Source organism: Microbacterium enclense (genome assembly GCA_038182865.1).
Lineage (GTDB): Bacteria > Actinomycetota > Actinomycetes > Actinomycetales > Microbacteriaceae > Microbacterium > Microbacterium enclense_B.
Genome location: CP116226.1, coordinates 2,854,654 through 2,876,665, shown reverse-complemented (window position 1 = coordinate 2,876,665; position 22,012 = coordinate 2,854,654). Strand labels below are relative to the sequence as shown.

General features: G+C 68.8%; 15 protein-coding genes. 10 read left to right on the top strand and 5 right to left on the bottom strand.

All coding sequences use genetic code 11. From position 1 onward, the window contains the following. Window positions 1-146: 146 nt before the first annotated feature. Window positions 147-2,990 (top strand): glycoside hydrolase family 9 protein, encoded by a 2,844-nt coding sequence (locus tag PIR02_13545; protein WZH35787.1) that lies wholly within the window; start codon window positions 147-149, stop codon window positions 2,988-2,990. A gap of 46 nt (window positions 2,991-3,036) precedes the next feature. On the opposite strand, the gene PIR02_13540 is transcribed toward PIR02_13545, so the two are convergent. Further along, entirely contained in the window at window positions 3,037-4,074 is a 1,038-nt protein-coding gene (locus PIR02_13540; GenBank protein WZH35786.1) for a hydroxyacid dehydrogenase, read from the bottom strand. 191 nt (window positions 4,075-4,265) lie between these two features. Here PIR02_13540 and PIR02_13535 point away from each other — a divergent pair, with 191 nt between their 5' ends. The 9 genes from PIR02_13535 to PIR02_13495 are packed head-to-tail and all read left to right on the top strand — an operon-like array spanning window position 4,266 to window position 15,765. Next, window positions 4,266-5,648, top strand: a complete 1,383-nt coding sequence (locus PIR02_13535; GenBank protein WZH35785.1) for a sugar ABC transporter substrate-binding protein — start codon at window positions 4,266-4,268, stop codon at window positions 5,646-5,648. Then, window positions 5,645-6,604 carry a sugar ABC transporter permease gene (locus tag PIR02_13530; protein ID WZH35784.1) on the top strand — a complete coding sequence of 320 codons (960 nt, stop codon included), beginning with the start codon at window positions 5,645-5,647 and terminating at the stop codon, window positions 6,602-6,604. The genes PIR02_13535 and PIR02_13530 overlap by 4 nt, the downstream gene beginning before the upstream one ends. After that, window positions 6,601-7,521, top strand: coding sequence for a carbohydrate ABC transporter permease (locus tag PIR02_13525; protein WZH35783.1), 921 nt, complete (start codon window positions 6,601-6,603; stop codon window positions 7,519-7,521). The genes PIR02_13530 and PIR02_13525 overlap by 4 nt, the downstream gene beginning before the upstream one ends. A gap of 2 nt (window positions 7,522-7,523) precedes the next feature. Then, the gene (locus PIR02_13520) at window positions 7,524-9,299 is read left to right on the top strand and encodes a glycoside hydrolase family 3 N-terminal domain-containing protein (GenBank protein WZH35782.1); all 1,776 of its coding nucleotides are present in this window, start codon (window positions 7,524-7,526) and stop codon (window positions 9,297-9,299) included. Further along, the gene (locus tag PIR02_13515) at window positions 9,296-12,337 is read left to right on the top strand and encodes a glycoside hydrolase family 38 C-terminal domain-containing protein (protein ID WZH35781.1); all 3,042 of its coding nucleotides are present in this window, start codon (window positions 9,296-9,298) and stop codon (window positions 12,335-12,337) included. Before PIR02_13520 ends, PIR02_13515 begins: the two co-directional genes overlap by 4 nt. A gap of 2 nt (window positions 12,338-12,339) precedes the next feature. Beyond that, complete coding sequence (locus PIR02_13510) at window positions 12,340-13,536, top strand: Gfo/Idh/MocA family oxidoreductase (protein ID WZH35780.1); 1,197 nt, start codon at window positions 12,340-12,342, stop codon at window positions 13,534-13,536. Beyond that, window positions 13,533-14,711 (top strand): DUF993 family protein, encoded by a 1,179-nt coding sequence (locus PIR02_13505; protein ID WZH35779.1) that lies wholly within the window; start codon window positions 13,533-13,535, stop codon window positions 14,709-14,711. The genes PIR02_13510 and PIR02_13505 overlap by 4 nt, the downstream gene beginning before the upstream one ends. Beyond that, window positions 14,708-15,592 carry a sugar phosphate isomerase/epimerase gene (locus PIR02_13500; GenBank protein WZH35778.1) on the top strand — a complete coding sequence of 295 codons (885 nt, stop codon included), beginning with the start codon at window positions 14,708-14,710 and terminating at the stop codon, window positions 15,590-15,592. Before PIR02_13505 ends, PIR02_13500 begins: the two co-directional genes overlap by 4 nt. Continuing rightward, window positions 15,589-15,765, top strand: coding sequence for a glycerate kinase (locus tag PIR02_13495; protein WZH35777.1), 177 nt, complete (start codon window positions 15,589-15,591; stop codon window positions 15,763-15,765). The genes PIR02_13500 and PIR02_13495 overlap by 4 nt, the downstream gene beginning before the upstream one ends. 113 nt (window positions 15,766-15,878) lie before the next feature. Here PIR02_13495 and PIR02_13490 read toward each other — a convergent pair whose 3' ends face one another. The 4 genes from PIR02_13490 to PIR02_13475 all read right to left on the bottom strand — a co-directional run bounded on the left by PIR02_13490 (window position 15,879) and on the right by PIR02_13475 (window position 22,006). Next, a complete protein-coding gene (locus PIR02_13490) occupies window positions 15,879-18,710 on the bottom strand; it encodes a polysaccharide lyase family 8 super-sandwich domain-containing protein (protein ID WZH35776.1) in 2,832 nt (943 codons plus the stop codon). A gap of 209 nt (window positions 18,711-18,919) precedes the next feature. Continuing rightward, complete coding sequence (locus tag PIR02_13485; GenBank protein ID WZH35775.1) at window positions 18,920-19,762, bottom strand: carbohydrate ABC transporter permease; 843 nt, start codon at window positions 19,760-19,762, stop codon at window positions 18,920-18,922. After that, window positions 19,752-20,723, bottom strand: coding sequence for a sugar ABC transporter permease (locus tag PIR02_13480; protein ID WZH35774.1), 972 nt, complete (start codon window positions 20,721-20,723; stop codon window positions 19,752-19,754). Before PIR02_13480 ends, PIR02_13485 begins: the two co-directional genes overlap by 11 nt. Beyond that, on the bottom strand, window positions 20,720-22,006 hold the full coding sequence (locus tag PIR02_13475) for a sugar ABC transporter substrate-binding protein (protein ID WZH35773.1): 1,287 nt from the start codon (window positions 22,004-22,006) through the stop codon (window positions 20,720-20,722). Before PIR02_13475 ends, PIR02_13480 begins: the two co-directional genes overlap by 4 nt. Window positions 22,007-22,012 lie beyond the last annotated feature (6 nt).

Genomic DNA, 22,012 nt, shown 5'->3' with positions numbered 1-22,012 from the left:
CCTACTCAACTGGCGTATTTTGTTCCAGTCTGAAAAATGCGCCCCTTGCATTTTCTTTATCTTTCTTTTCCTTGCCATATCTTTCGATCCATGACCATACTGACGGGTCGCTGGCGACGACGCCGCGATGACTCGAAGGAGACGTCATGATTCGACGACGAACGACCCTCTGGATCGGCGGTGCGACCGCCGTCGCCCTCGCCGCGGGAGGGGTGATCACCGCGACACCGGCGCTCGCGGCGACCGTGAAACAGGTGGCAGTGAGTCAGGCCGGCTACAGCGCCTCGGGTCTCAAGGTGGGGTCCGTCGTCGTGGACGGCGACCTCGCCCCCGCGGCGTCCTGTCGCATCCTCCTGGGGACGACGGTCGTGGTGCCCGCGTGCACGCTCACGGACGCCGGAAGAGTGTGGGGCGACCACGTGTACACGGTGGACTTCTCCGGTCTCGCGACCCTCGGCGAGGACTACGTGCTCGAGGTCGATGGAACCGCCTCGCCCCCTTTCGCGATCCGCGACAACGTCTGGGCGGGCTACCTCGACGAGATGACGGCGTTCTACCGCCTGCAGCGCTCGGGCGTCGCCACCGCCGACGTCTACCCGGACGGCTACAGCAGCATCGCGCCGTCGGCCAAGATCTTCCACGGCCCGGGCCACCTCGACGACGCCGCATCCGAGGACGGCACCGTCCACTACGACCTCACGGGTGGGTGGTACGACGCCGGCGACTACGGCATCTACGGCGGCAACCAGTGGGTCGGGGGCAACATCGCCATCAGCTACCTCCGCTACGGCGACACCCCGGCGGTGGCCTTCGACAACGACGCCAACGGCGTGCCCGATCTCGTCGACGAGGCACGGTTCGGCAGCGAATACCTCCTGCGGATGTGGGATGCCTTCGGCGGCGCGTTCTGGGACGTCAAAGGCAGCGGGGGCTTCCAGCATCCCGACAAGCACACGGACGGCATCGTCGGCACGAAGGACGACCGACGGATCTCCGGCTACGGGGTCGGCGGCTCCGCGAAGGCCGCCGGCACCCTCGCCGCGACGGCCCGCGCGGTGGACAAAGCCCTCGCCGACGGCGCGATCCCGTCCGCCGACGTCGCCGAGTGGCAGGCGTTCTCGGCGCAGGCCCGCGCGGGAGCGGAAGGCTTCTACGCCTACGCCGACACGCATCGGACGGATCCCCTCGGCGGGTACTCGACGACTCGCGGAGGAATCGACAACTCCCTGCTGTTCGCCGAGGTCGAGCTGCACCTGCTGACCGGCGACACCTCGTATCGGGATGCCGCCGAGAGCACCATCGCGGCCACGGACTTCACCATCCTGTCGAACACGAACTACTGGGACCTCGCGCCCCTCTCGATGGCGGAGCTCTACCCCGTGGCGACACCGACGGCCCAGGGGCAGATCCACGCGTACCTCGAGAAGCAACTGGACTACTTCCTGTCCAGCACCGACGACACGCCCTACGGCGTCGTCAACCAGTTCAAGAACTTCGGGGTCAACGAACCGCACGTCTCCTACGTGGCCGACGCCCTGCGCTACTACGAGCTGTTCGGCGACGAGCGTGCCCTCCGCGCCGTCCAGCGCGGACTGTATTGGGTGTTCGGAAACAACCCCTGGGGCACGAGCTGGGTGTCCGGCGTGGGCGAGAAGAGCGTGAAATTCCTGCACACCCGCCTCGACGAGGAGGCCCAGAATCAAGCGGGCACGGGAGTCGTCGTGCCGGGTGCGCTGGTCAGCGGCCCGAACGCCCGAGACCCGCTCGACGTCCGCAGCGCCAGCCCGTGGTACGTCGACCGCCCGGTGTGGCAGGACAGCGGGCAGCAGTGGCGGTACAACGAGTACAGCGTCAGCATCGAGGCGGGACTCTTCTCGGCGCTGTTCGGCCTCACCGCCGTCGGGGATGCGCCCTGGTCCGCGGGGGCCGCGCCGGCTGCGCTGAACGTCACCTCTCCCCAAATCGGCGACGAGGTCACGGGAGACGTCACCGTCTTCGCCGAGAGCGATCTCGGCGCTCCCGCACTCGGACCGAACTGGTCGCCCATGACCGTGGCGGGCGGGGTCGCGACGGGCGTCGTCAACGTCGACAGCGCCGCCCCGTTCACGAACGCGCGGGTGGACGTCCGCGGCACGCAGACCGACGGGTCGCAGGTGTACTCGTCGACGCACTACACCGTGGCCCCTCCCTTGCCGACGCCGCAGAGTCCGTTGCTGTACGACGGGTTCGGCAAGGACGGCCTGTTCGGCGTCCAGGGCTACACGTGGGCGAACTGGTACAACAACCACGCCGGCGTGGGCTCGGTGACCAACACGACGATCGACGGGCGAACGGTCGGGAGGTTCTTCCAGAACCCCGCAACAGCGGCATCCCAGGCGAAGTTCCAGCCGTGGCACCACGCCGCGGACGCCAGCGGCTACCGCTATCTGAGCGTCACGATGCGCTCGCCCTCGCCCAATCTGCGCTTGCGCATCGAGGTCTCCGACGCGGACTCGAACCACCGCGTCACGGGGAACGCGCCCATCGCGGTGTCGAACACGTGGAACACGTACTCGTTCGACCTCGCGGCATTCCCCGGCCTCGATCGCTCGCAGGCGAAGATCGTCTTCTGGCTGCAGCAGACTGCGGACACCGACGGCGAGTTGTTCGTCGACGACGTGAGCTTCACCAACCAGGCGACGGGCACGGCCCCGACCCTCACGGCGATCTCGCACACCGTCGGACCGCTCACCACCGATGACGACGTGACCGTGCAGGCGACGTACACGGATGCCGAGGGACAGGCGCCGCACAAGGTCCAGCTCGTGCTGGACGGGGTGGTGCACGACATGGCGCCGGTGGATCCGTCCGACACGGTCGTGACCGACGGCGCCGTCTACGCCGTCACCGGGAAGTGGGTGAAAGGAGTGCACAGCTACTCCGTCCGCACCACCGACACCACGTCGGCCGTGGTGACCTCCGCGACGACGACGGAGGTCGTCGTCGAGTGACGACGAAGCAGGGGTGAGCTCCGGCCCACCCCTGCTTCGTCGTGCGTCAGGCCGAGAGCCCGAGCAGGGATCGATCGACCCTGTTCGCCGGCGCGTCGCCCCGGACGAGGGTCTGCAGGCCGTCCAGGGCGGAGTCGGTGAGCCGCAGGGTCTCGGCGTGCATCGCCCCGGCGATGTGCGGCGTCAGCACCACCCCCGGTGCCCCGAAGAGCGGAGAGTCAGGCGGGAGCGGCTCAGGGTCCGTCACATCCAGGACCGCGCGCAGCAGTCCGCTCCGGCAGCGCTCGAGCAGGGCCTCGGTGTCGATGAGCGATCCGCGGGCAGTGTTGATCAGCACCGCGTCCGGGCGCATGGAGGCGATCCGGCGCGCGTCCAGCAGGTGCCGGGTGGACGGGAGCTCCGGGGCGTGTATCGACACGATGTCGCTCCGTGCCATCAGGGCGTCGAGTTCCACCAGAGTCCCGCCCGCCGCCTGCACCTCCTCCGCCGCGGCGTATGGGTCGGCCACGAGGACCTCGAAGCCGAAAGGGGCGAGGAGCGCCGCGACGCGTCGTCCGACGCGCGAGAAGCCGACGATGCCGACGACGCCGCCGAAGGTCGCCGACGGGGGGATCCCGTCGCGCCAGTCCCCGGCGACGTCGCGCGTCGAGGCGTATCCCGCGATGTAGGCGGGCACGCGCTTGGCCTCCAGCAGGATCATCGCGATCGTGAACTCCGCGACGGGGATCGCGTTGGCTTCCGCCGCGCTCGTCACGACGATGCCCCGGTCCCAGACGTCCTCCGAGATGAGGTTTTTCACCGAACCACCGGTGTGCAGGATGCCGCGGAGGCGCGGAGCCGCGCGGAGGACTTCCGGCCCGAGGCGGGGAGCCCCCCACCCGGTGACCAGATACTCCACCTGCGCGAGCCGTTCGAGCGCACGGCGGTCGAAGACGTCGACGCGTACCGGGTCGCCGAGGGTCACGAGCGATCGCAGACGCGCCCACCGGGCCTCGTCGAACAGGTCGTCGTAGGTGCGGGGGGCCATGACGAGGAGCGCGTGCGGGCGCTCTCCCGGGGTGTCGCCGTCGACGGAGTCAGCCATGAGCATGAGGCAATCACACCTCTCACAAGTGCACAAGTCTTAAACCTTCGTGTTTATGAGTTGAAAATATTTCTTGCGAACTGAACACGGCTGTGCTCATACTGGGCCCACGTGCACGACGAGGTGGCGCACACCTGTTCCTCGTCGGGCATGCGCGCGGCGGTCACCCGGCCGCCCCGAACGGAGGAATCATGCAACAGCGCACACGCCGCGTCATCGCAGCCGCCGTCGTCGTGCCCGCCCTGGCGGTCATGGCCGGTTGCAGCGGAGGCAATGGAGCCAGCGACGCCGACAGCGGAGACGGAAAAGTCACGATCACCGTCATGGGCAAGCCCGCGGCCACCAACACGGCCGCCGTCCAGCTCTTCGAACGCCAGGTGTCGGAGTTCGAAGCGGCGAACCCGAACATCACCATCGAGGCATCCGATGTCCCGTGGGATGCCAAGACCTTCGCCACCCGCCTCGCCGGCGGCAGCGCCCCGACACTTCTTCGGGTTCCGCTGACCGAACCGCCCGCCCTCATCGAACGCGGCCAGGTCGCCGACATCGCCTCGGTCGCCTCGAAGCTGGACAGCTTCTCGGACCTCAATCCGCGCGTCATGCAGTTCCTCGAGCAGGGCGACGCCGTCTACGGCATCCCCGAGAAGAGCTATGCCTTCGGCCTCGTCTACAACCGCGACCTCTTCCAGCAGGCAGGTCTCGACCCCGACGCTCCCCCGCAGACGTGGGACGAGGTCCGGACCGCGGCGAAGAAGATCTCCGACGCCACGGGCAAGACCGGCTTCGGGGAGATCTCGACGAACAACAGCGGCGGGTGGCACCTCACCGGCTACGACTACACCTACGGCGGGAAGATGATCGACCAGGCCGCCGACGGCACCTGGACCGCGGCGTTCAACGACGACGCCTCCCGCGAGGTGCTGCAGATGTGGAAGGACATGCGCTGGAAGGACGACTCGCTCGGCGACAACGTCCTCGGCAAGCAGGAGGACCTCGTGGCGGAGTTCACCGCCGGGAACGTCGGCATGTGGGTGACTGCCCCGCCGGACGTGTACCCCAACTACATCGCGGCGGGGGGCAAGCCCGAGGCGTTCGGTGCGGGCCCCATGCCCCAGGGCGGCGCGAACGCGACGCTGGCGGGCGCCACGGTCCTCATGGTGAACGCCACCGCGACCGAAGCCGAGAAGGAGGCCGCGGTTAAGTGGATCGACTGGCGCGCTCTCCGGCCCAACTACGACCTCGAGGTCGCCGCCGAGACCGCGAAGGCCTCGGCCGCCGACGGCCTGCCGGTCGGCGTCCCCGTCGCTCCGATCTTCAGCGCCGAAGCCTACGCCGCGTACCGCGACGCCATCGCCGACTACGTCAACGTGCCGGTGGAGAACTTCGCCCCGTACACCGCGTCGCTCGACGAGCTCGAGTACGTCCCCGAGCCGGCTGTCGCCTCACAGGAGATCTACGCGGCCCTCGATCCGGTCGTCCAGTCGGTGTTGACGGATGAGAACGCCGACATCGATGCGCTGCTCGACGACGCGGAGCAGCGGGTCAACCAGATCCTGGCCCAGCACAAGTCATGACCGTCACCACCGACCGCCCGCGCGGCACGACGCCCGTTCGTGCCGCGCAGGCGGCTCGCCCCGGCCCGCCGCGTCGGCGCTCGCTGACGCGGCGGCGGTCGGCGATCGCGGGCCTGGTCTTCCTGCTCCCCACGTTCATCGTCTTCGGCTACTTCGCGTGGTGGCCCATCGTCCAGAGCGCGGCCCTCGCCTTCCAGCAGACCGACCTGGTCACCGCGCCCGAGTGGGTCGGGTGGGACAACTTCGAGGTGCTCTTCTCGGATCCGCTCCTGCCCCGCGCCGCGGTGAACACCCTGTGGTTCACCGTCCTCTCCCTGGCGATCGGCCTCCCCGTTCCGCTGGTGTGCGCGGTGCTCATCTCCGAGCTGCGCCGCGGCGGCACCCTCGCGCGAGTGCTCGCCTACCTGCCCGTCGTGATCCCCCCGGTGGTCTCGGTCCTGCTCTGGAAGGTCTTCTTCAATCCGGGCGAGTCGGGGGTCGTCAACAGCCTCCTCGGCCTCGTCGGCGTCGATCCCCAGCCCTGGCTGCAATCCCCCGCCACCGCGATGCCGAGCCTCGTGATCGTGGCGACCTGGTCGGGCGCAGGCACCGCGATCCTCATCTACCTCGCCGCTCTGACGGGAGTGAGCACCGAGCTCTACGAGGCCGCCGAACTGGACGGGGCGTCGGTGTGGCAGCGCATCGTTCACATCACGCTTCCGCAGATGCGCGGAGTGATCCTCGTGCTCCTCCTGCTGCAGATCATCGGGGCCATCCAGGTCTTCACCGAGCCGTACGTGATGACCGACGGAGGACCGGCCAACGCCACCGTGACGATCCTCCTGATGATCTACCGCTACGCCTTCCTCTTCGGCAACTACGGCGTCGCCACGGCGCTCAGCCTGCTTCTCGCGGTCGTCCTCATCATCGTCTCCGCGGTCTACCTGCGGCTCACCCGTTCCTGGAGCACCCGATGACCGCGACGACCGACACCCGCCCCCAGCGAACCGCCGCGCAGCCGCGCGAACGCGGCATCCTGTCCAGCTTCGACTGGCGCCGACCGCGCATCTTCGTCGGGTGGCGCGCGATGCACATCGTCTTGCTCATCGGTCTCGTGGCCCTCGGGGCGGTCCCGCTGCTATGGATGCTGCGCGCGGCCATCTCGTCTACGACGGATCTCCTGCAGCATCCCCTCAGCCTCGTCCCCAGCCCCGCGAAGTGGGAGAACATCCCCGACGCGTGGAACCTTCTGTCGATCGGTCAGTATCTCGGCAACACCGTGGTGCTCGTGGGCGGATCGTGGATCGTCCAGCTCGTCGTGTCCGCCACTGCCGGGTTCGCTCTCGCCGTGATCCGCCCGTGGTACGGACGCGCCGTCTACGGGGCGATCCTGCTGACGCTCTTCGTCCCCGGAACGGTCACGCTGATCGCGCTGTACCTCACGGTGCTCGACCTGCCCCTGCTGCACGTGAGCCTCACCGACACCCCGTGGGCGGTGTGGCTGCCCGCGGGAGCGAACGCCTTCACGATCCTGCTCGTGAAACAGTTCTTCGAAGACATCCCGCGCGATCTGTTCGAAGCCGCACAGCTGGACGGCGCGGGGTGGTTCACGATCTTCTGGCGGATCGTGCTGCCGATGTCGCGGCCGATCCTCGCCGTGGTCTCGCTGCTGTCGATCATGACGGCGTGGAAAGAGTTCCTCTGGCCACTGATCGTGCTGACCGATCCCGAGACGCAGCCCCTCGCCGTCGCCCTCCCGCGTCTCGCGCAGGCGACCGACCCGGCGTATCTCATCGCGGGCCTGCTCATCGCGAGCATCCCCCCCATCCTCATCTTCCTGATCTTCCAGCGTTCCATCGTCACGGGGATCGGCTTCACCGGGCTGAAAGGCTGACCGTGACCTCGGACTACCGCACCTCCCGTCTGACCCCGGAAGCACGCACCGCCGACCTGCTGCCGCGTCTCTCTCTCGAAGAGAAGGTCGGCTTGATGTTCCACACCGTCATCGAATCCGGAGAGAACGGCACGCTCGTCGAGACCGCCGGCGCACTCAGCGCCTCGCCCACGAGCACGGTCGTCCTCGACAAGCGGATGAACCACTTCAACGTGCACGGACTGGGAACGCCGCGCGAAGCCGCGCGCTGGGCCAACGCGTTGCAGGCTCTGGCAGCGCAGACAGAGCACGGCATCCCGGTCACCATCAGCACCGATCCGCGGCACGCGTTCACCGAGAACGCCGGCGCATCCTTCGCCGCCCGCGGCTTCTCGCAGTGGCCGGAACCGCTCGGCCTGGCTGCGCTCGACGACGCCGACATCCTCGAGCACGCGCGGATCGCCCGCGCGGAGTATCTCGCCGTCGGCATCCGGATGGCCCTGCACCCGCAGGTCGACCTCGCGAGCGACGCCCGCTGGGGACGGCAGTTCCAGACCTTCGGAGCGGATGCCGAGCGCACCACGCGTGCGATGCTCACGTACCTGCGCGGGTTCCAGGGCGACGAGCTCGGCCCGACGTCCGTGGCCTGCGTGACCAAGCATTTCCCCGGAGCGGGGCCCCAGCAGGGCGGGGAGGACGCGCATTTCCCGTACGGCCGAGAACAGGTCTACCCCGGTGGACGCTTCGCCGAGCATCTCGCGCCGTTCGCCGCCGCGATCGCCGCCGGGACCGCCGGGCTGATGCCGTACTACGGGATGCCAGTCGGACTCGAGCTCGACGGGGAGCCGGTCGAAGAGGTCGGTTTCGCGTTCAACCGCCGCATCGTGACGCGACTTCTGCGCGAGTCCCTCGGCTACGACGGGATCGTGGTGACCGACTGGGAGCTGATCCACGACAACGTGGCGCAGGGGCAGGTCCTCCCGGCCAAGGCGTGGGGGGTCGAGCATCTGTCTCCCTCCGAACGTATCCTCAAGGTCCTCGACGCCGGGTGCGACCAGTTCGGCGGCGAGGAATGCACCGACCTGCTGCTCGACCTCGTCCGCACGGGCCACGTCGCCGAGGAGCGCATCGACCGATCCGCGTTCCGCCTGCTCGCGCTCAAGTTCCGGCTCGGCCTGTTCGACGACCCCTTCGTCGACGAGGACGCCGCGGCCGAGATCGGCGGGTGCGCCGCGCACCGCGAAGCGGGGTTCCGCGCCCAGGCGGCCTCCGTGACCGTCCTCGCGGACGACGGGCTCCTGCCGCTCGTAGCCGCGTCAGACCGGCGCGTCTACGTCGAGGGCATGTCCGCCGAGGCCGCCCGCCCCTGGGGGACCGTCGTCGCACGTCCCGAAGACGCCGACGTCGCGGTCGTGCGCCTGCCCGCGCCCTACGACCCGCGCGACGACCTCCTCTTCGAGTCCCTCTTCCATCAGGGGTCGCTGAACTACCGTCCGGGTCTGCTCGCACGCCTCGGCTCCCTCGCGAAGACGACCCGCCTCATCGTCGACGCGAACCTGGAACGACCGGCCATCCTGACGCCGCTCGTCGAGACCGCCGACACCGTCGTCGGCACGTGCGGGGTGAGTGACGAGGCGCTGGTCGCCGCGCTCTCCGGCCGCATCGCCCCGCGTGGCCGCCTTCCCTTCGAGATCCCCCGGTCGATGGCCGCCGTCGAGAGCTCCCCGGAGGACGTGCCCAACGGCACGGCGGATCCGCTCTTCCCGGCCGGCCACCGACTCGCGGTGTCCGTCCGATGAGTCTTCCCGTCGCCGACCGTCTCGACCGTTTCGTCCGCGAGACCCTGCGCCCCCTCAGGGTGGAGGCGTCCGCCGCGGTCGACATCGCCGCGTGGCCCGTTTCGGGCGAACCCGTGCCGTTCTCCGAGGCCCGGGGGCGCGAGTTCCGTCGCTTCCGGGTCGGCGCTCCGTGGGGAACGCCGTGGAGCACGCTCTGGCTGCACGTCACCGGCATCGTCCCCCGCGACTGGGATGCCTCGGAGCATCACCGCACCGAGCTGCTCGTCGACCTCGGCTTTAACGACCAGTCGCCGGGCTTCCAGGCCGAGGCGCTCGCCTTCCGCCCGGACGGCTCGATCGTCAAAGCCGTGTCGCCCCGCAACGCCTGGGTTCCCGTGGAGGGTGAGGTGGACCTGTATCTCGAGCTCGCCGCGAATCCCACGATCCCACCCGAGTCCCACTGGCGTCCGACGCACCTCGGTGACGGCCCGCTGCCCGAGGCCCCTCCGCTCTACATGCTGCGTCGGCTCGAGATCGGCCGCATCGACGTGAGGGTCGAGCATCTGCTGCTCGACATCGAGGTGCTCGCAGGTCTCGCGCAGCAGCTCCCGCCCGGTTCGCCCCGTGCCGCCCGCATCGGCTCGAGCCTGTCGACCATGCTCGACGCCATCGACCCCGACGACGTCCGCGGCTCGGTCGACAGGGCCCGCGCGATCCTCGCGCCGGTCCTCGCCTCTCCCGCCCAGGCCAGCGCGCACACCGTCCTGGCCACCGGGCACGCGCACATCGATTCGGCCTGGCTCTGGCCGATCCGCGAAACGATCCGCAAGTGCGCGCGCACATTCTCGAACGTGCTCGACCTGCTGGAGCGGCATCCGGATCTTCGCTTCGCCTGCTCCTCCGCCCAGCAGCTGGCGTGGATGGAGGAGCACTATCCCGCGGTCTTCGCCCGCATCGAGGAGCAGGTACACGCCGGGCGGTTCGTCCCGGTGGGCGGACAGTGGGTGGAACCCGACACGAACCTGCCCGGCTCCGAAGCGACGGCGCGACAGCTCGTGGTGGGCAAGAGGTGGTTCCTGGAGAAGTTCGGCGTCGACACCTCGGAGGTCTGGCTTCCTGACACCTTCGGGTACTCGGCATCCCTTCCCCAGCTCATCCGTCTGGCCGGCGCCGATTGGTTCATGACGCAGAAGATCTCGTGGAACCAGACGAACCGGATGCCGCACCACACCTTCTGGTGGGAGGGCATCGACGGGACGCGGGTCTTCACCCACTTCCCGCCCATCGAGACGTACAACGCCGAGCTCTCCCCCGCCGAACTGGCTCACGCCGAGCGCACCTACACCGATCACGCGACCGGCACCGTGTCACTGGCACCGTTCGGTTGGGGCGACGGGGGCGGCGGTCCGACCCGCGAGATGGTGGAGCGGGCCTACCGCCAGGCCGACCTGGAGGGGTCGCCCCGGGTCGCCCTCGGCGCGCCGCGCGACTTCTACGACCGCGCCCGCGACGAGAACCCCGCACTCCCGGTGTGGACGGGCGAGATGTACCTGGAGCTTCACCGCGGCACGCTCACCAGCCAGATCAAGACCAAGCAGGGCAACCGCCGGACCGAGCGGCTCCTGCACGAGACCGAGCTGTGGGCCGCGACGGCCGCCCTCTCCCGCGGTGCTCCCTACCCGGACGAGCTGCTGCGCCGCGCATGGCGACAGACCCTTCTCCTGCAGTTCCACGACATCCTGCCGGGGAGCTCGATCGGGTGGGTGCACCGTGAAGCCGAAGAGGCTTACGCCGCCCTCGCCGTCGAGCTCGAGGAGGCGATCCGGGCGAGCCTCGCCGCCCTGACCGGTCCCGGCCGCCGCGCGCTCACGGCGAACTCCGCCCCGCTGGCCCTCGGCGGTGTCGCCGCCGGTGCCGTCGCCCCCTCTCCCCCGCCGCAGGCCCCCACGCGCCTCACCCCGACCGCCGAGGGCGGCTGGGTGCTGTCGAACGCCGTCGTGCGCGCTGTCGTGGACGCCGACGGCCTGCTCGTCGCGCTGTCCGGCCCCTCGGGGCGCAACGCCCTGCCCGACGGCGCTCGCGCCGCTCTCCTGCGCCTGCACCCCGACTACCCCGACAAATGGGACGCGTGGGACGTCGACGCCCACGACCGCGCTCGCGGGATCGACCTCGATCGCGCGGAGACCATCGTGGCGTTCGTGGGCGACGACGGAGCCGGAGTGGTCTCGGCCACGCGCTCCCTCGGAGCGAGCACCCTCACCCAGACCCTGCGCCTCGCCCCCGATGCGGCGGGGATCGACGTCGAGGTCCGCGTCGACTGGCGTGAGACGCATCGCCTCCTCCGGATGATCGTGCCGCTGGAGATCCACGCCGACGAGACCCGCGCCGAGATCCAGTTCGGACACGTCACGCGCCCCACACACACCAACACCTCCTGGGACGAAGCGCGGTTCGAGGTCGTGGCGCAGCGGTGGATCCACGTCGCGGAATCGACCTACGGCGTCGCGATCGCCAACGACTCCACCTACGGGCATTCCGTGGAGAGGAGCCTCTCCGACAGCGGTGCCGTCGTGACGACGGTGGGCCTGTCGATCCTCCGCGCCCCGACCTTCCCCGATCCGCACGCCGACCGGGGGCGGCACGAGATGCGCTTCCGCATCCGTCCGGAGGCGACCCTGACGGATGCCGCGGAGGAAGGGCACCGGCTCGATCGCGCTGAGCGCGCGGTCCTCGGCGGAGAGGAGGTCCGTCCCCTGGTCGCCTGCTCGACCGACGGCATCCGCGTCACCACGGTCAAGCTCGCCGAGGACGGCTCCGGGGATCTCATCGTGCGCCTGCACGAGGCGACGGGCGGCCGGCAGAACGGACGACTGATGTTCGGCGTCCCTTTCGCGACGATCGACGAGGTCGACCTGCTCGAACGCCCCCTCGATGCCGCACTCCACCGCTCCGACACCGACGCCGTGGACCTCACCCTCCGCGCCTTCCAGATCCTGACGTTGCGCTGCCGACCGGCGCGCACCACCGGCCCCGGCCCCCGACGGCCGACAGAGAGGTAGACATGACCCTTGCGACCGACACCGCCGTCCGCACCCGCGAGATCGGCGTCATCCTGAACGGCGCCACGGGACGCATGGGATATCGCCAGCACCTCGTGCGCTCGATCCTCGCGATTCGCGACGCCGGAGGCATCGACCTCCCCGACGGCTCCCGCGTGACCGTGAAGCCGCTGCTCGTCGGCCGCAACCGCGCGACCCTCGCCGAGCTCGCGGCCCGGCACGACATCGAGGACTTCACCACCGACCTGGATGCCGCTCTCGCGGACCCGCGCTGGGAGATCTACGCCGACTTCCTCGTGACGAAAGCGCGGGCCGCGGCGCTGCGAAGGGCGATCGCCGCGGGCAAGACCATCTACACCGAGAAGCCCACCGCGGAGAGCCTGGAGGAAGCCCTCGAGCTCGCCCGTCTCGCCGCGGAAGCCGGGGTGAAGACCGGTGTCGTGCACGACAAGCTCTACCTGCCGGGTCTGCAGAAGCTGAAGCGCCTGATCGACTCCGGGTTCTTCGGACGCATCCTCTCCGTCCGCGGCGAGTTCGGCTACTGGGTCTTCGAGGGCGACTGGCAGCGCGCCCAGCGCCCGAGCTGGAACTACCGCGCCGAAGACGGCGGCGGCATCATCGTCGACATGTTCCCGCACTGGAACTACGTGCTGGAGAACCTGTTCGGGCCTGTGCGGAGCGTGTACGCGGAAGCCGCCACGCACATCCACGACCGCTGGGACGAGTCGGGGACGCACTACACGGCCACCGCCGAGGACGCGGCCTACGGCATCTTCGAGCTCGAGGGCGGGGTCATCGCGCAGATCAACTCCTCCTGGACCGTCCGCGTCCATCGCGACGAACTGGTCGAGTTCCACGTCGACGGAACCCACGGCTCCGCCGTCGTCGGTCTGTTCGGTGCCGAGATCCAACCGCGCAGCGCCACGCCCAAGCCGGTGTGGAACCCCGACCTCGAGGACGCGCACGACTACGCCGCCGACTGGCACCGCCTGCCCGACAACGACGTCTTCCTCAACGGCTTCCGGCAGCAGTGGCAGGACTTCCTCGTCTCCTACGTCCAGGAGACGCCCTACGCGTTCGACCTCCTCGCCGGCGCGCGCGGAGTGCAGCTGGCCGAGGCGGGCCTTCGCTCGAGCCGCGAGGGGCGGAAGATCGCGCTGGAGACCCTGACGGCGGTGCCCGGTGGTGTCGCCCGATGACCGGGCTTCGCCTGCTCGGTCCGGATGGCCGAATCACCGGGACCGAGCTGCGCGCCGCGCCGTCCTGGCCCAGGCCCACCTCACCCCTACGCAGCCGGGTCGTGTACGCGGCCGCGCACGTCGTCCCCCTGGCGTGGGCAGACAACACCCCCGGCGCGCCCGCCCGCATCGACTGGGACGCGACGCTGGACTTCCGTCGCTTCCTCTTCTCGTGGGGCCTCGGTGTCGCGGATGCGATGGACACCGCGCAGCGCAACATGGGGCTGGACACCCGCGCGACCCGCGAGCTGATCGCTCGGTCCGCGGAGGTCGCCCGTGAGGAAGGCGGCTCGCTGGTCGTGGGGGTGAACACCGATCACCTCGAGGCCACGAGCGCGTCCCTCTCGCAGATCGTCGACGCCTACGTCTGGCAGCTCGAGTTCGCGGAGGAACAAGGAGCGGATGCCGTGCTCATGGCATCCCGTCATCTCGCGCGCACCGCCACCTCGGCGGACGACTACCGCCGGGTGTACCGCGAGGTGGTGAGCCGCGCGTCGCGCCCGGTCGTGCTGCACTGGCTCGGGGAGGCGTTCGATCAAGAGCTGGCGGGATACTTCGGCTCGACGCGCGGGGAGGACGCGGCGACCACGCTGCTCGACATCATCGAGGAGAACGTGGACCGCGTCGCCGGGGTCAAGATGAGCCTGCTCGACGCCGACGCGGAGCGGTGGGTGCGGGCGCGGTTGCCGGAGGGCGTCCGCATGTTCACCGGCGACGACTTCCACTACGTCGATCTGCTCGACGACGCCGAGCCCCCGTCTGCGAGCACACGTACCCATTCCGATGCCCTCCTCGGAGCGTTCGCCGCCATCGCGCCCGCCGCCTCTACGGCGATCCGAGCCCTCGACGCCGGCGACCACCCGACGTACCGCGCCGTGCTGGCTCCCACCACACCGCTGAGCCGGCACCTGTTCGCGCCCCCGACGCACTTCTACAAGACGGGAGTCGCGTTCCTCTCGTGGCTCAACGGACACCAGCCGGCGTTCCAGATGGTCGGCGGCCTGCACTCCGCGCGGAGCCTCCCCCACCTGTCGCGGATCGTCGAGTTGGCGAACACGGCGAACGTCCTCGAGGACCCCCAGCGGGCGGCATCCCGCTGGCACGCCCTTCTGCGCGTGAACGGAGCGGACGAGTGAAGCCCCACCCGCGCCTGTCGATCAACCAGGCGACCATCAAGCACGCCGACCTCCGCACCGCGCTGGAGTTGACGGTCGCCGCGGGTTACGAGGCGATCGGCCTGTGGCGCGAGCCCGTGGCCGAGGTCGGCCTCGCCACCGCGTGCGCGATGCTGCGGGATACGGGACTGCGGTTCACCACGTCGTGTCGCGCGGGCTTCTTCACCGGAGCGGGGTCGCTCGACGACAACCGCCGCGCGATCGACGAGACCGCGGAGTTGGCCGCGGCGGGAGCGCCCGGTTCGACTCCGACGCTCGTCATCGTGGCCGGTGGACTCCCCCCGGGATCTCGCGACCTCGCGGGGACCCGTGAGCGTGTGAGCGACGCGATCGGCGAGCTGGTCCCGCGCGCCCGGGGTGCCGGCGTCACCCTCGCGATCGAGCCGCTTCACCCCCTGTACGCGACCGACCGGTGCGTCGTGTCGACGCTCTCCCAGGCCCTCGATCTCGCGGAGCCCTTCGCGTCGAACGAGGTGGGCGTCACGGTCGACACGTTCCACGTGTTCTGGGATCCGGGGGCGCTCGCAGCGATCGAGCGGGCGGGACGCGAGGGGCGCATCGCGACGTACCAGGTGTGCGACTGGAAGACCCCCCTCGCCGCCGACGTGCTCCTCAGCCGCCACTACCCCGGCGACGGCGTGATCGACTTCGCCGCTCTCACGCGTGCCGTCCAGGCGACGGGGTACGACCGTGACATCGAGGTCGAGATCTTCCACGCCGACATCTGGGAGCGCGACCCGAAGGTCGTGCTGGCCGAGACCGCACGCGCGTTCCAGGACGTCGTCGCCCCGCATCTGCGGCGCGTTCCGGTTCCGGCCGGCCGCCGCGCGACCAGCGCGTGAGGGTCGTCCGCGCCCCCGACAGCCTCACAGGTTCCGCACCCGCGGAGGGGGTGGTCCGCGCGCTCGCCGAGGGAGTGCGATACGCCAACCCCTCGATCGAGGCGGCAGCGCGCCCGATGGCGGGCGGCGGCGAGGGCACCGAACGCGGAGCGGGCGGTCGCTCCGCACGGTGACCCGTCGGCCGCCCCGCCGGGTGACCCGAGCGGCGGCCCAAGCGGCACCCGCCGAGCGATCCGAGCGACAGACCCGCCCGCCGCCGATGGCGCGCGGGCGGGTCATCACCCTCCTAGCCGCCCGTTGTGGGCACCAGCTTCAGATAGTCGAGCATCAGCTTCATCCCCGAAGCGCTGGCGTTCTTGCCCGTCGCCGTCAGCCGCACGAGATAGCTGCCCGGCTTCGTGAACGTGTACGAGCCGAACGTCTGATCGCGTTGCGCGACGTTGGTGTTCCAGAAGAAGTCCTGCGGGCTCGCGACGTTCGTTCCGTCGACCGCGAGCTGGTAGATGCCGTTGTTGCTCGCTTTGAAGGCCCGTGCGACCACGTCGTAGGTGCCCGCCTGCGGAACGTCGAGGCTGTACTCGATGTAGTCGCCCACGACGGAGTTGTGGACCTGGACCCTCTTCCCGCCGCTCGCGTTGGCGTCGTTGGCAGCCGAGAACGACTTCGTGAGCGCATTGACCGGGAGCGTCTCGGCTTCGTACGTGTTCGGAATCGCGATCGGTGCCGGGTTGGCCTGCTGGGTGCCGTCGAGCGACAACGCGACGTGGAAGTCCTTGCCGCCCGCCTTGTCGACGTTCACTTTGAGCTCGACCGTCGGCGTGTACTGCAGCACGGTCACCTCCGGGTCGTTCGAGATCAAGCCGGTGGCCGGCGTGTCGAGCGAGAGGTAGATCTGGCCGACGTTCTTCTGCGTCGGGTCGGCGACCGAGACGTCGAGGGTGCCCGCGCTCTTGCTCACCATGACCGACGCCTTCCGGTCGGAGGTGACGCCTCCGGCGGTCGTGACCTCGTCCTTCCAGAAGGTGATGCCCGTGACGTTCAGACCGTTCTCGCGCACGGCCTGAGCAGAGGTGGAGTTCTCGAGGATGCTGATGTCGGGGTCGGAGGCGTAGCTGTCGACCTGCGCGCTCGTCTTGTTCGGGAGGAGCACGTAGGAGTACGCGCCATCGGTGGGGTTGCTGCCGTGATCGAGGGAGAGCGACAGGTAGTTCCGCGTGATGGGCGTCGAGTTCCCCCACTGCGACGACGAGTTGAGCTGCTTCCAGTTCCCGGTGCGCTGCTCGCGGAGGCCGTTCACCGTCGCACCCCCGGGGAAGTAGTACCCGATGTCCGAGCCGGCGACGCTGCCCGCCAGGTGCACACGGTCGACCCCCGTCAGGGTGTCCGACCATCCGAGCGTCGCGGGCTCGGTCGCCCCGTCCACGGTCAGGGCATTGTCGCCCGCCGCGTTCAGCTTGCGGTTCTCCACGATCGTCTCGGTGTCGATCCCGTCGGTGCTGGTGACTCCTGCCCCGAGGGCCACGATCTCGTCATCGAACATGAACCACGACTTCTTGGCCTCCAGGTTCCGGTCGATCGTGTGCAGGTCCATCCCGGTGACGCCGTACTGACCCAGGATGCTCGCGCCGCCGACCCCTGATCTGTCCGTGCGGGTGTTCGCCTTCTGCGGCGTGTTCTTCAGGACCGTCGTCCCGGGCAGCCGGTAGTTGTCGACGGTGGGCCAGAAATCGTCGTTGTACTGGCCGAGGTCGTTGTTGTACAGGTACGTCATCCCGTCGCCGGTGTGCCATCCCTTCGCATTCTCGGCATTGATCGACTCGAACGCGGCGATGCGGCTCGACGCCATGCTGATGCCGAAGCGGTATCCCGGTCGCGCATGCACGGTGCGGTCCATGCCGGTGAACTGCCGATTGAAGACGAGCTCGTCCCGCGGCGCGACGGAGGAGTCGTTCTGGATCGCCTTCGCGCCCACGATGAGATCCACCGAGACCTGGCTGAGGAAGGTCTTGTCCGCATCCACCGCCAGCCAGGCCTTGATCATGCTCTTGAACGCGGCGGCGTCCGGGGAGGGCGACACCTGCGAGAGACGGATGATGGATGCCATGACCGGTACCGCGGCATCGTCGTCCTGCACGCCGTAGCGGCTGATCTCCCGTCCGCGGACCATGTCCATCAGGTTCCCCTGGGAGAGGAACGGCTCGAAGGCGTTGTAGATCCACTCGCTCACGTTCGATCGCTGCGGGTCCGTGATGTCCCACGTGGATCCGTTGAGCAGGTACAGCAGGTCGGCGATGCCGGAGAGCAGCGAGGTGCCGTAGCCGCCGTTGTACGCGTAGAAGTTGTGCTGGACGAACGACCCGTCCCGCGTGAACCCGTCGCCGGAGGCGACGTAGGGGAAGAGCGCGCTGAGACCGTCGCGGCCCGCCGCGACGCGCGTGGCGTCCTGGGCGATGATCCCCGAGATCGCGATGACCTGGCTCTCCCACAGACGGTTCGCCCCGGTCATGGTCACGGAGGGCTGGTAGAAACTGACCGCGGCCATGTAGTCGGAGATCTGCGTGCTGGTGAGGTCATCGTAGACGAGGGCGACGATGTCGTTCAGCGCGAGCGGTGCACCGATCTGCCAGTGCCACCAGTTCTGGTACGACGGGCCCTGGGCGTAGTAGGCGTTCGTGTTCATCCAGTCCAAGCCGTCGATGAGGTCGGCTTCGAGCTGCGCATTCCCCTCCAACGTCGAGCCGTGTGTCGCGTACGCGAGCGCCATCGACCGGAGGTGTTCGTAGGTGCGGGTCACGCCCGCGGAGTCGGTGCCCAACGGTGAGTCGTCCCACAGCCGGTTGCGGTCCGCGTTCTTCTTCATCGAGTCCCAGGACTGCTGACCGGATGCCGTGATCGCGGCGATCCGCGCCGAGATATCGGGGTCGGCGGAGGCGAAGGTCGCGCCGCCGGTCAGCATGGCCGCGTACTTCTCGCGCAGAGTGGCGAACTCCGCTGGGGTGTCTACGGAGGCGGTCGCACCGGCGACCGCCGTCGTCGTCGGGGCGCTCGCGCGCGCATCGGAGGGGAAGGCCACAAGCGCTCCTGTGATCATCGCGAGCGCGACGGTCGCCGTCGTCACTCGTCTCATCGAATGGGTGAACATCGTTGTCCTTTTCATCGCGAGTATTCGGTTGGGGGTCGTGCGTGTTTCAGTCATGTGGACAGGCTCGGAGAACCGTTGTCTCGAACCCGGCGGAGAGCCTGTCGGAGCCTCCGGGCGGAGTTTGCGCCGAGAGGCGAGCCGAACGCGGCGAATGGGCCCCGCGGTGTCCGGCTCGCCTGCGCCGGTCAGCCCTTCAAGCCCGTCTGGGCGAGGCCCTCGACGAACTGGCGCTGCGCGAAGATGAACACGATCAGCACCGGTACCGCCGTCATGGTCGCCGCCGCCAGCTGGACGTTCCACATCTGGCCGCCGTACGCGTCCGTGTAGCGGGTGAGCGCTTGGGGCAGGGTGAACAGGTCGGGACTCTGCAGGTAGACCGTCGGCTCCAGATACAGGTTCCACGTGTGCAGGAAGGTGAAGATCGCCACCGCTCCCAGCGACGCCTTGGCGAGCGGCATCGCGATCCGCCACCAGATCGCCGCCCGGTGCAGTCCGTCGAGTCGGGCGGCCTCCTCCAGTTCGACCGGCAGCGTCACGAAGAACTGCCGCATGATGAAGGTCGCCAGAACACTCGGTGCGCCGAAGGTCGACACCAACAGCAGCGGCCAATGTGTGTTGACCAACCCGAGCTGATTGAACATCTGGAACAACGGCACGATCGTCACCTCGGACGGCACGAGGAGTCCGACGAGAACGATGACGAACAGAAAGTTCACCCCGGGGAATCTGATCCGCGCGAAGGCATAGCCGGCCATCGCGGAGAACACCATCGTCGCCACCGTCACCACGACCGCGATGTACATGCTGTTCCAGTACTGCAGCAGGAACGGCTGTTCGGTGAGGGCGTCGATGTACGGCTGAATCGTCGGATTCTGGGGCCACAGGGTCGGCGGGAAGGCGAAGATCTCGCCGATCGGCTTGAACGACGAGGTGATCATCCACCAGGTCGGGAAGACGAACGGAATCGCCAAGAGCGACATCCCGATGGAGAAGAGGACCCGCAGGGCGGGTCGCCGCTCAGTTCTCATAGAAGACCCATCTCTTGCGGAGCTGCCACTGCACGATGGTCAGGAGCAGGACGATGACGAACAGGACGAGCGCGAGGGTCGAACCGTAGCCGAACCGGTGGAACTCGAACGCCTGCTGGAAGAGGTAGTACACGAGCACGGTCGTGGAGATCCCCGGCCCGCCCTGCGTCAGCACGGCGATCTGGGCGAACACCTGGAGCGACCCGACGATGGTGATGATGGTCGTCAGGAGGATCGTGGGAGAGATCAGCGGGAGCGTGATGCGTCCGAAGATCGCGGCCTTGCCGGCACCGTCGATGGATGCCGCCTCGGTCACCTCTCTGGGGACGCCCTGCAGCGCCGACAGGAAGAGGATCATGTTCAGGCCGACGTTCTTGAAGACCTGGACGACGATCACGCTGAGCATCGCCGTGGGCCCTTCGCGCAGCCAGTTCGGCCCGTCGACGCCGACCATGGCGAGCAGGCCGTTGATACCACCGTCGTCTTGGAGCAAAAACCCCCACACGATCGTCCACGCGACCAGCGAGACGACGACGGGTGAGAAGAACAGGGTCCTGAAGAACGTGATCCCGCGAACCTTGCGATTGAGCAGCACCGCGAGAAGGAGAGCGAGGCCGAGGTTTCCGATCACCAGACCGATGCTGAACACCGCCGTCGCTCCGAGGACCGGTGCGACCTTCGGGTCGGAGAAGAGCCGCTCGACATTCTCGGTGCCGACGAACCGGAACGTGTTCGCGAGCACGTTCCACTCGTGGAAGTTGTAATAGAGGATCAGCGCCAAGGGCAGGATCACGAAGGCCAGAATGCCGATGACCTGGGGAGCGACGAACAGGTAGCCGATCAGCGTGTCGCCGCGGGACAGGCGGCGCCGACGCCGCTTCTCCGCCGGGCGCCCGGCCCCGGCGCGCGGTGACGCGCCGGCGGCCAGGACGACGGGGGCCTCGTCGAGGACTCCGCTCATTGCTCGAGGAGGGGGCCGATGGTGTCGCAGACTCCGGTCAAGGTGCCGGCGATGTCGGCGTCGGCGACCCACAGGCCGTCGAGTCCCGAGCGCACCTCCTGCTGGATCTCGGCGGCGCCGGTGTGAGAAGGCCGCACGGTGCCGGAGGTGATCGCCGGGACGACGACGTCAGCGAGCTGGGCTTCGGACAGCACGGGGTTGGCCGCGCTGAGCGTCGACGCCGTCAGCTGCGACGTGCGCGCCGGCGGGAAGTAGGTCGCGAGCTTGGCCGAGTTCTCCGGGTTGGTGAAGAAGGCGATGAAGTCGGCGGCCTGCTCCGGGTGTTTGCCCTGGGCCAGCGCCCCCAGCCCCGCTTGACCGATCACCGAGTACTCGCCGTCCGGTCCGGAGGGAAGGGGAAGCAGCTCCCACGAGGTGATCCCGGATTCCTTGAGGAGAGACGCGCGAGAGATCTGAGTCACCGTGAACGCCGCGTCTCCGGCGAAGAAGTCGGCGGTCGAGCCCGGCCCCGGCATCGCCTTCTTCGCGAAAGCCGCATCGTGCAGGAACGTGAAGGCGTCGACCATCTCGGGCGCATCGAAGGTGCAGGTCTTGCCGTCCGCGGACCACGGCGCCGCTCCCCACCCGTTCCACACCGTGGACAGGTAGTCCCACTGCGTGTACTCGAAGTCACGGACGACGAAGCCGGCCTTCCCCGTCGCGGCGTTCACCTTCGAGCCGACGTCCGACAGGGTGTTCCAGTTCCACTGACCGGATGCCTGGAGCTCCGCGGCCGTGGGCTGTCCCGCCGCGGCGAGGAGATCGTCGTTCGCGAACACGACGAACGGCGACGTCGAGAACGGATAGGCGGCGAGGTCGCCGTCCTCGGTGCGCCAGAGCTGGGTCGCGGGTTCGGACAGGTCGTCGAGCTCGTAGCCCTCGGTCGAGGACAGCGTGTCGTTCAGAGGGACCAGTGCTCCGGAGGAGACGAAGTCAGGAGCGGCGTTCTCGAGCAGCCACGCCATGTCCGGCGGGTTTCCGCCGGCCAACTGTGTGGTCAGCGTCGTCGTGTAGCTGTCGAAGTCGAGCGGGTCGAACGTGATGCTCGACACCTCGGGGTGATCGGCGATGTAGGCGTCCGCGATCTCGTCGAAGAGCGCGAGCTGTGCCTCGTTGGAGGTCCAGACGGTCATGCGGAGTGCGACCGGCTCATCGGCGCTGGGGCCGGAACCGCTGCAGCCGCTGAGGGCGAGTGAGGCCGCGGCGACCACGGCCGCAGCGCTCAGCATCTTTGCTGATTTCATGTGAAT

What these genes read in the sequence shown, in the direction of transcription:
- PIR02_13545 (WZH35787.1), top strand. Translation starts at nt 147, where the DNA reads ATGATTCGACGACGAACGACCCTCTGGATCGGCGGTGCGACCGCCGTC.
- PIR02_13540 (WZH35786.1), bottom strand. Translation starts at nt 4,074, where the DNA reads ATGGCTGACTCCGTCGACGGCGACACCCCGGGAGAGCGCCCGCACGCG.
- PIR02_13535 (WZH35785.1), top strand. Translation starts at nt 4,266, where the DNA reads ATGCAACAGCGCACACGCCGCGTCATCGCAGCCGCCGTCGTCGTGCCC.
- PIR02_13530 (WZH35784.1), top strand. Translation starts at nt 5,645, where the DNA reads ATGACCGTCACCACCGACCGCCCGCGCGGCACGACGCCCGTTCGTGCC.
- PIR02_13525 (WZH35783.1), top strand. Translation starts at nt 6,601, where the DNA reads ATGACCGCGACGACCGACACCCGCCCCCAGCGAACCGCCGCGCAGCCG.
- PIR02_13515 (WZH35781.1), top strand. Translation starts at nt 9,296, where the DNA reads ATGAGTCTTCCCGTCGCCGACCGTCTCGACCGTTTCGTCCGCGAGACC.
- PIR02_13510 (WZH35780.1), top strand. Translation starts at nt 12,340, where the DNA reads ATGACCCTTGCGACCGACACCGCCGTCCGCACCCGCGAGATCGGCGTC.
- PIR02_13505 (WZH35779.1), top strand. Translation starts at nt 13,533, where the DNA reads ATGACCGGGCTTCGCCTGCTCGGTCCGGATGGCCGAATCACCGGGACC.
- PIR02_13485 (WZH35775.1), bottom strand. Translation starts at nt 19,762, where the DNA reads ATGAGAACTGAGCGGCGACCCGCCCTGCGGGTCCTCTTCTCCATCGGG.
- PIR02_13480 (WZH35774.1), bottom strand. Translation starts at nt 20,723, where the DNA reads ATGAGCGGAGTCCTCGACGAGGCCCCCGTCGTCCTGGCCGCCGGCGCG.
- PIR02_13475 (WZH35773.1), bottom strand. Translation starts at nt 22,006, where the DNA reads ATGAAATCAGCAAAGATGCTGAGCGCTGCGGCCGTGGTCGCCGCGGCC.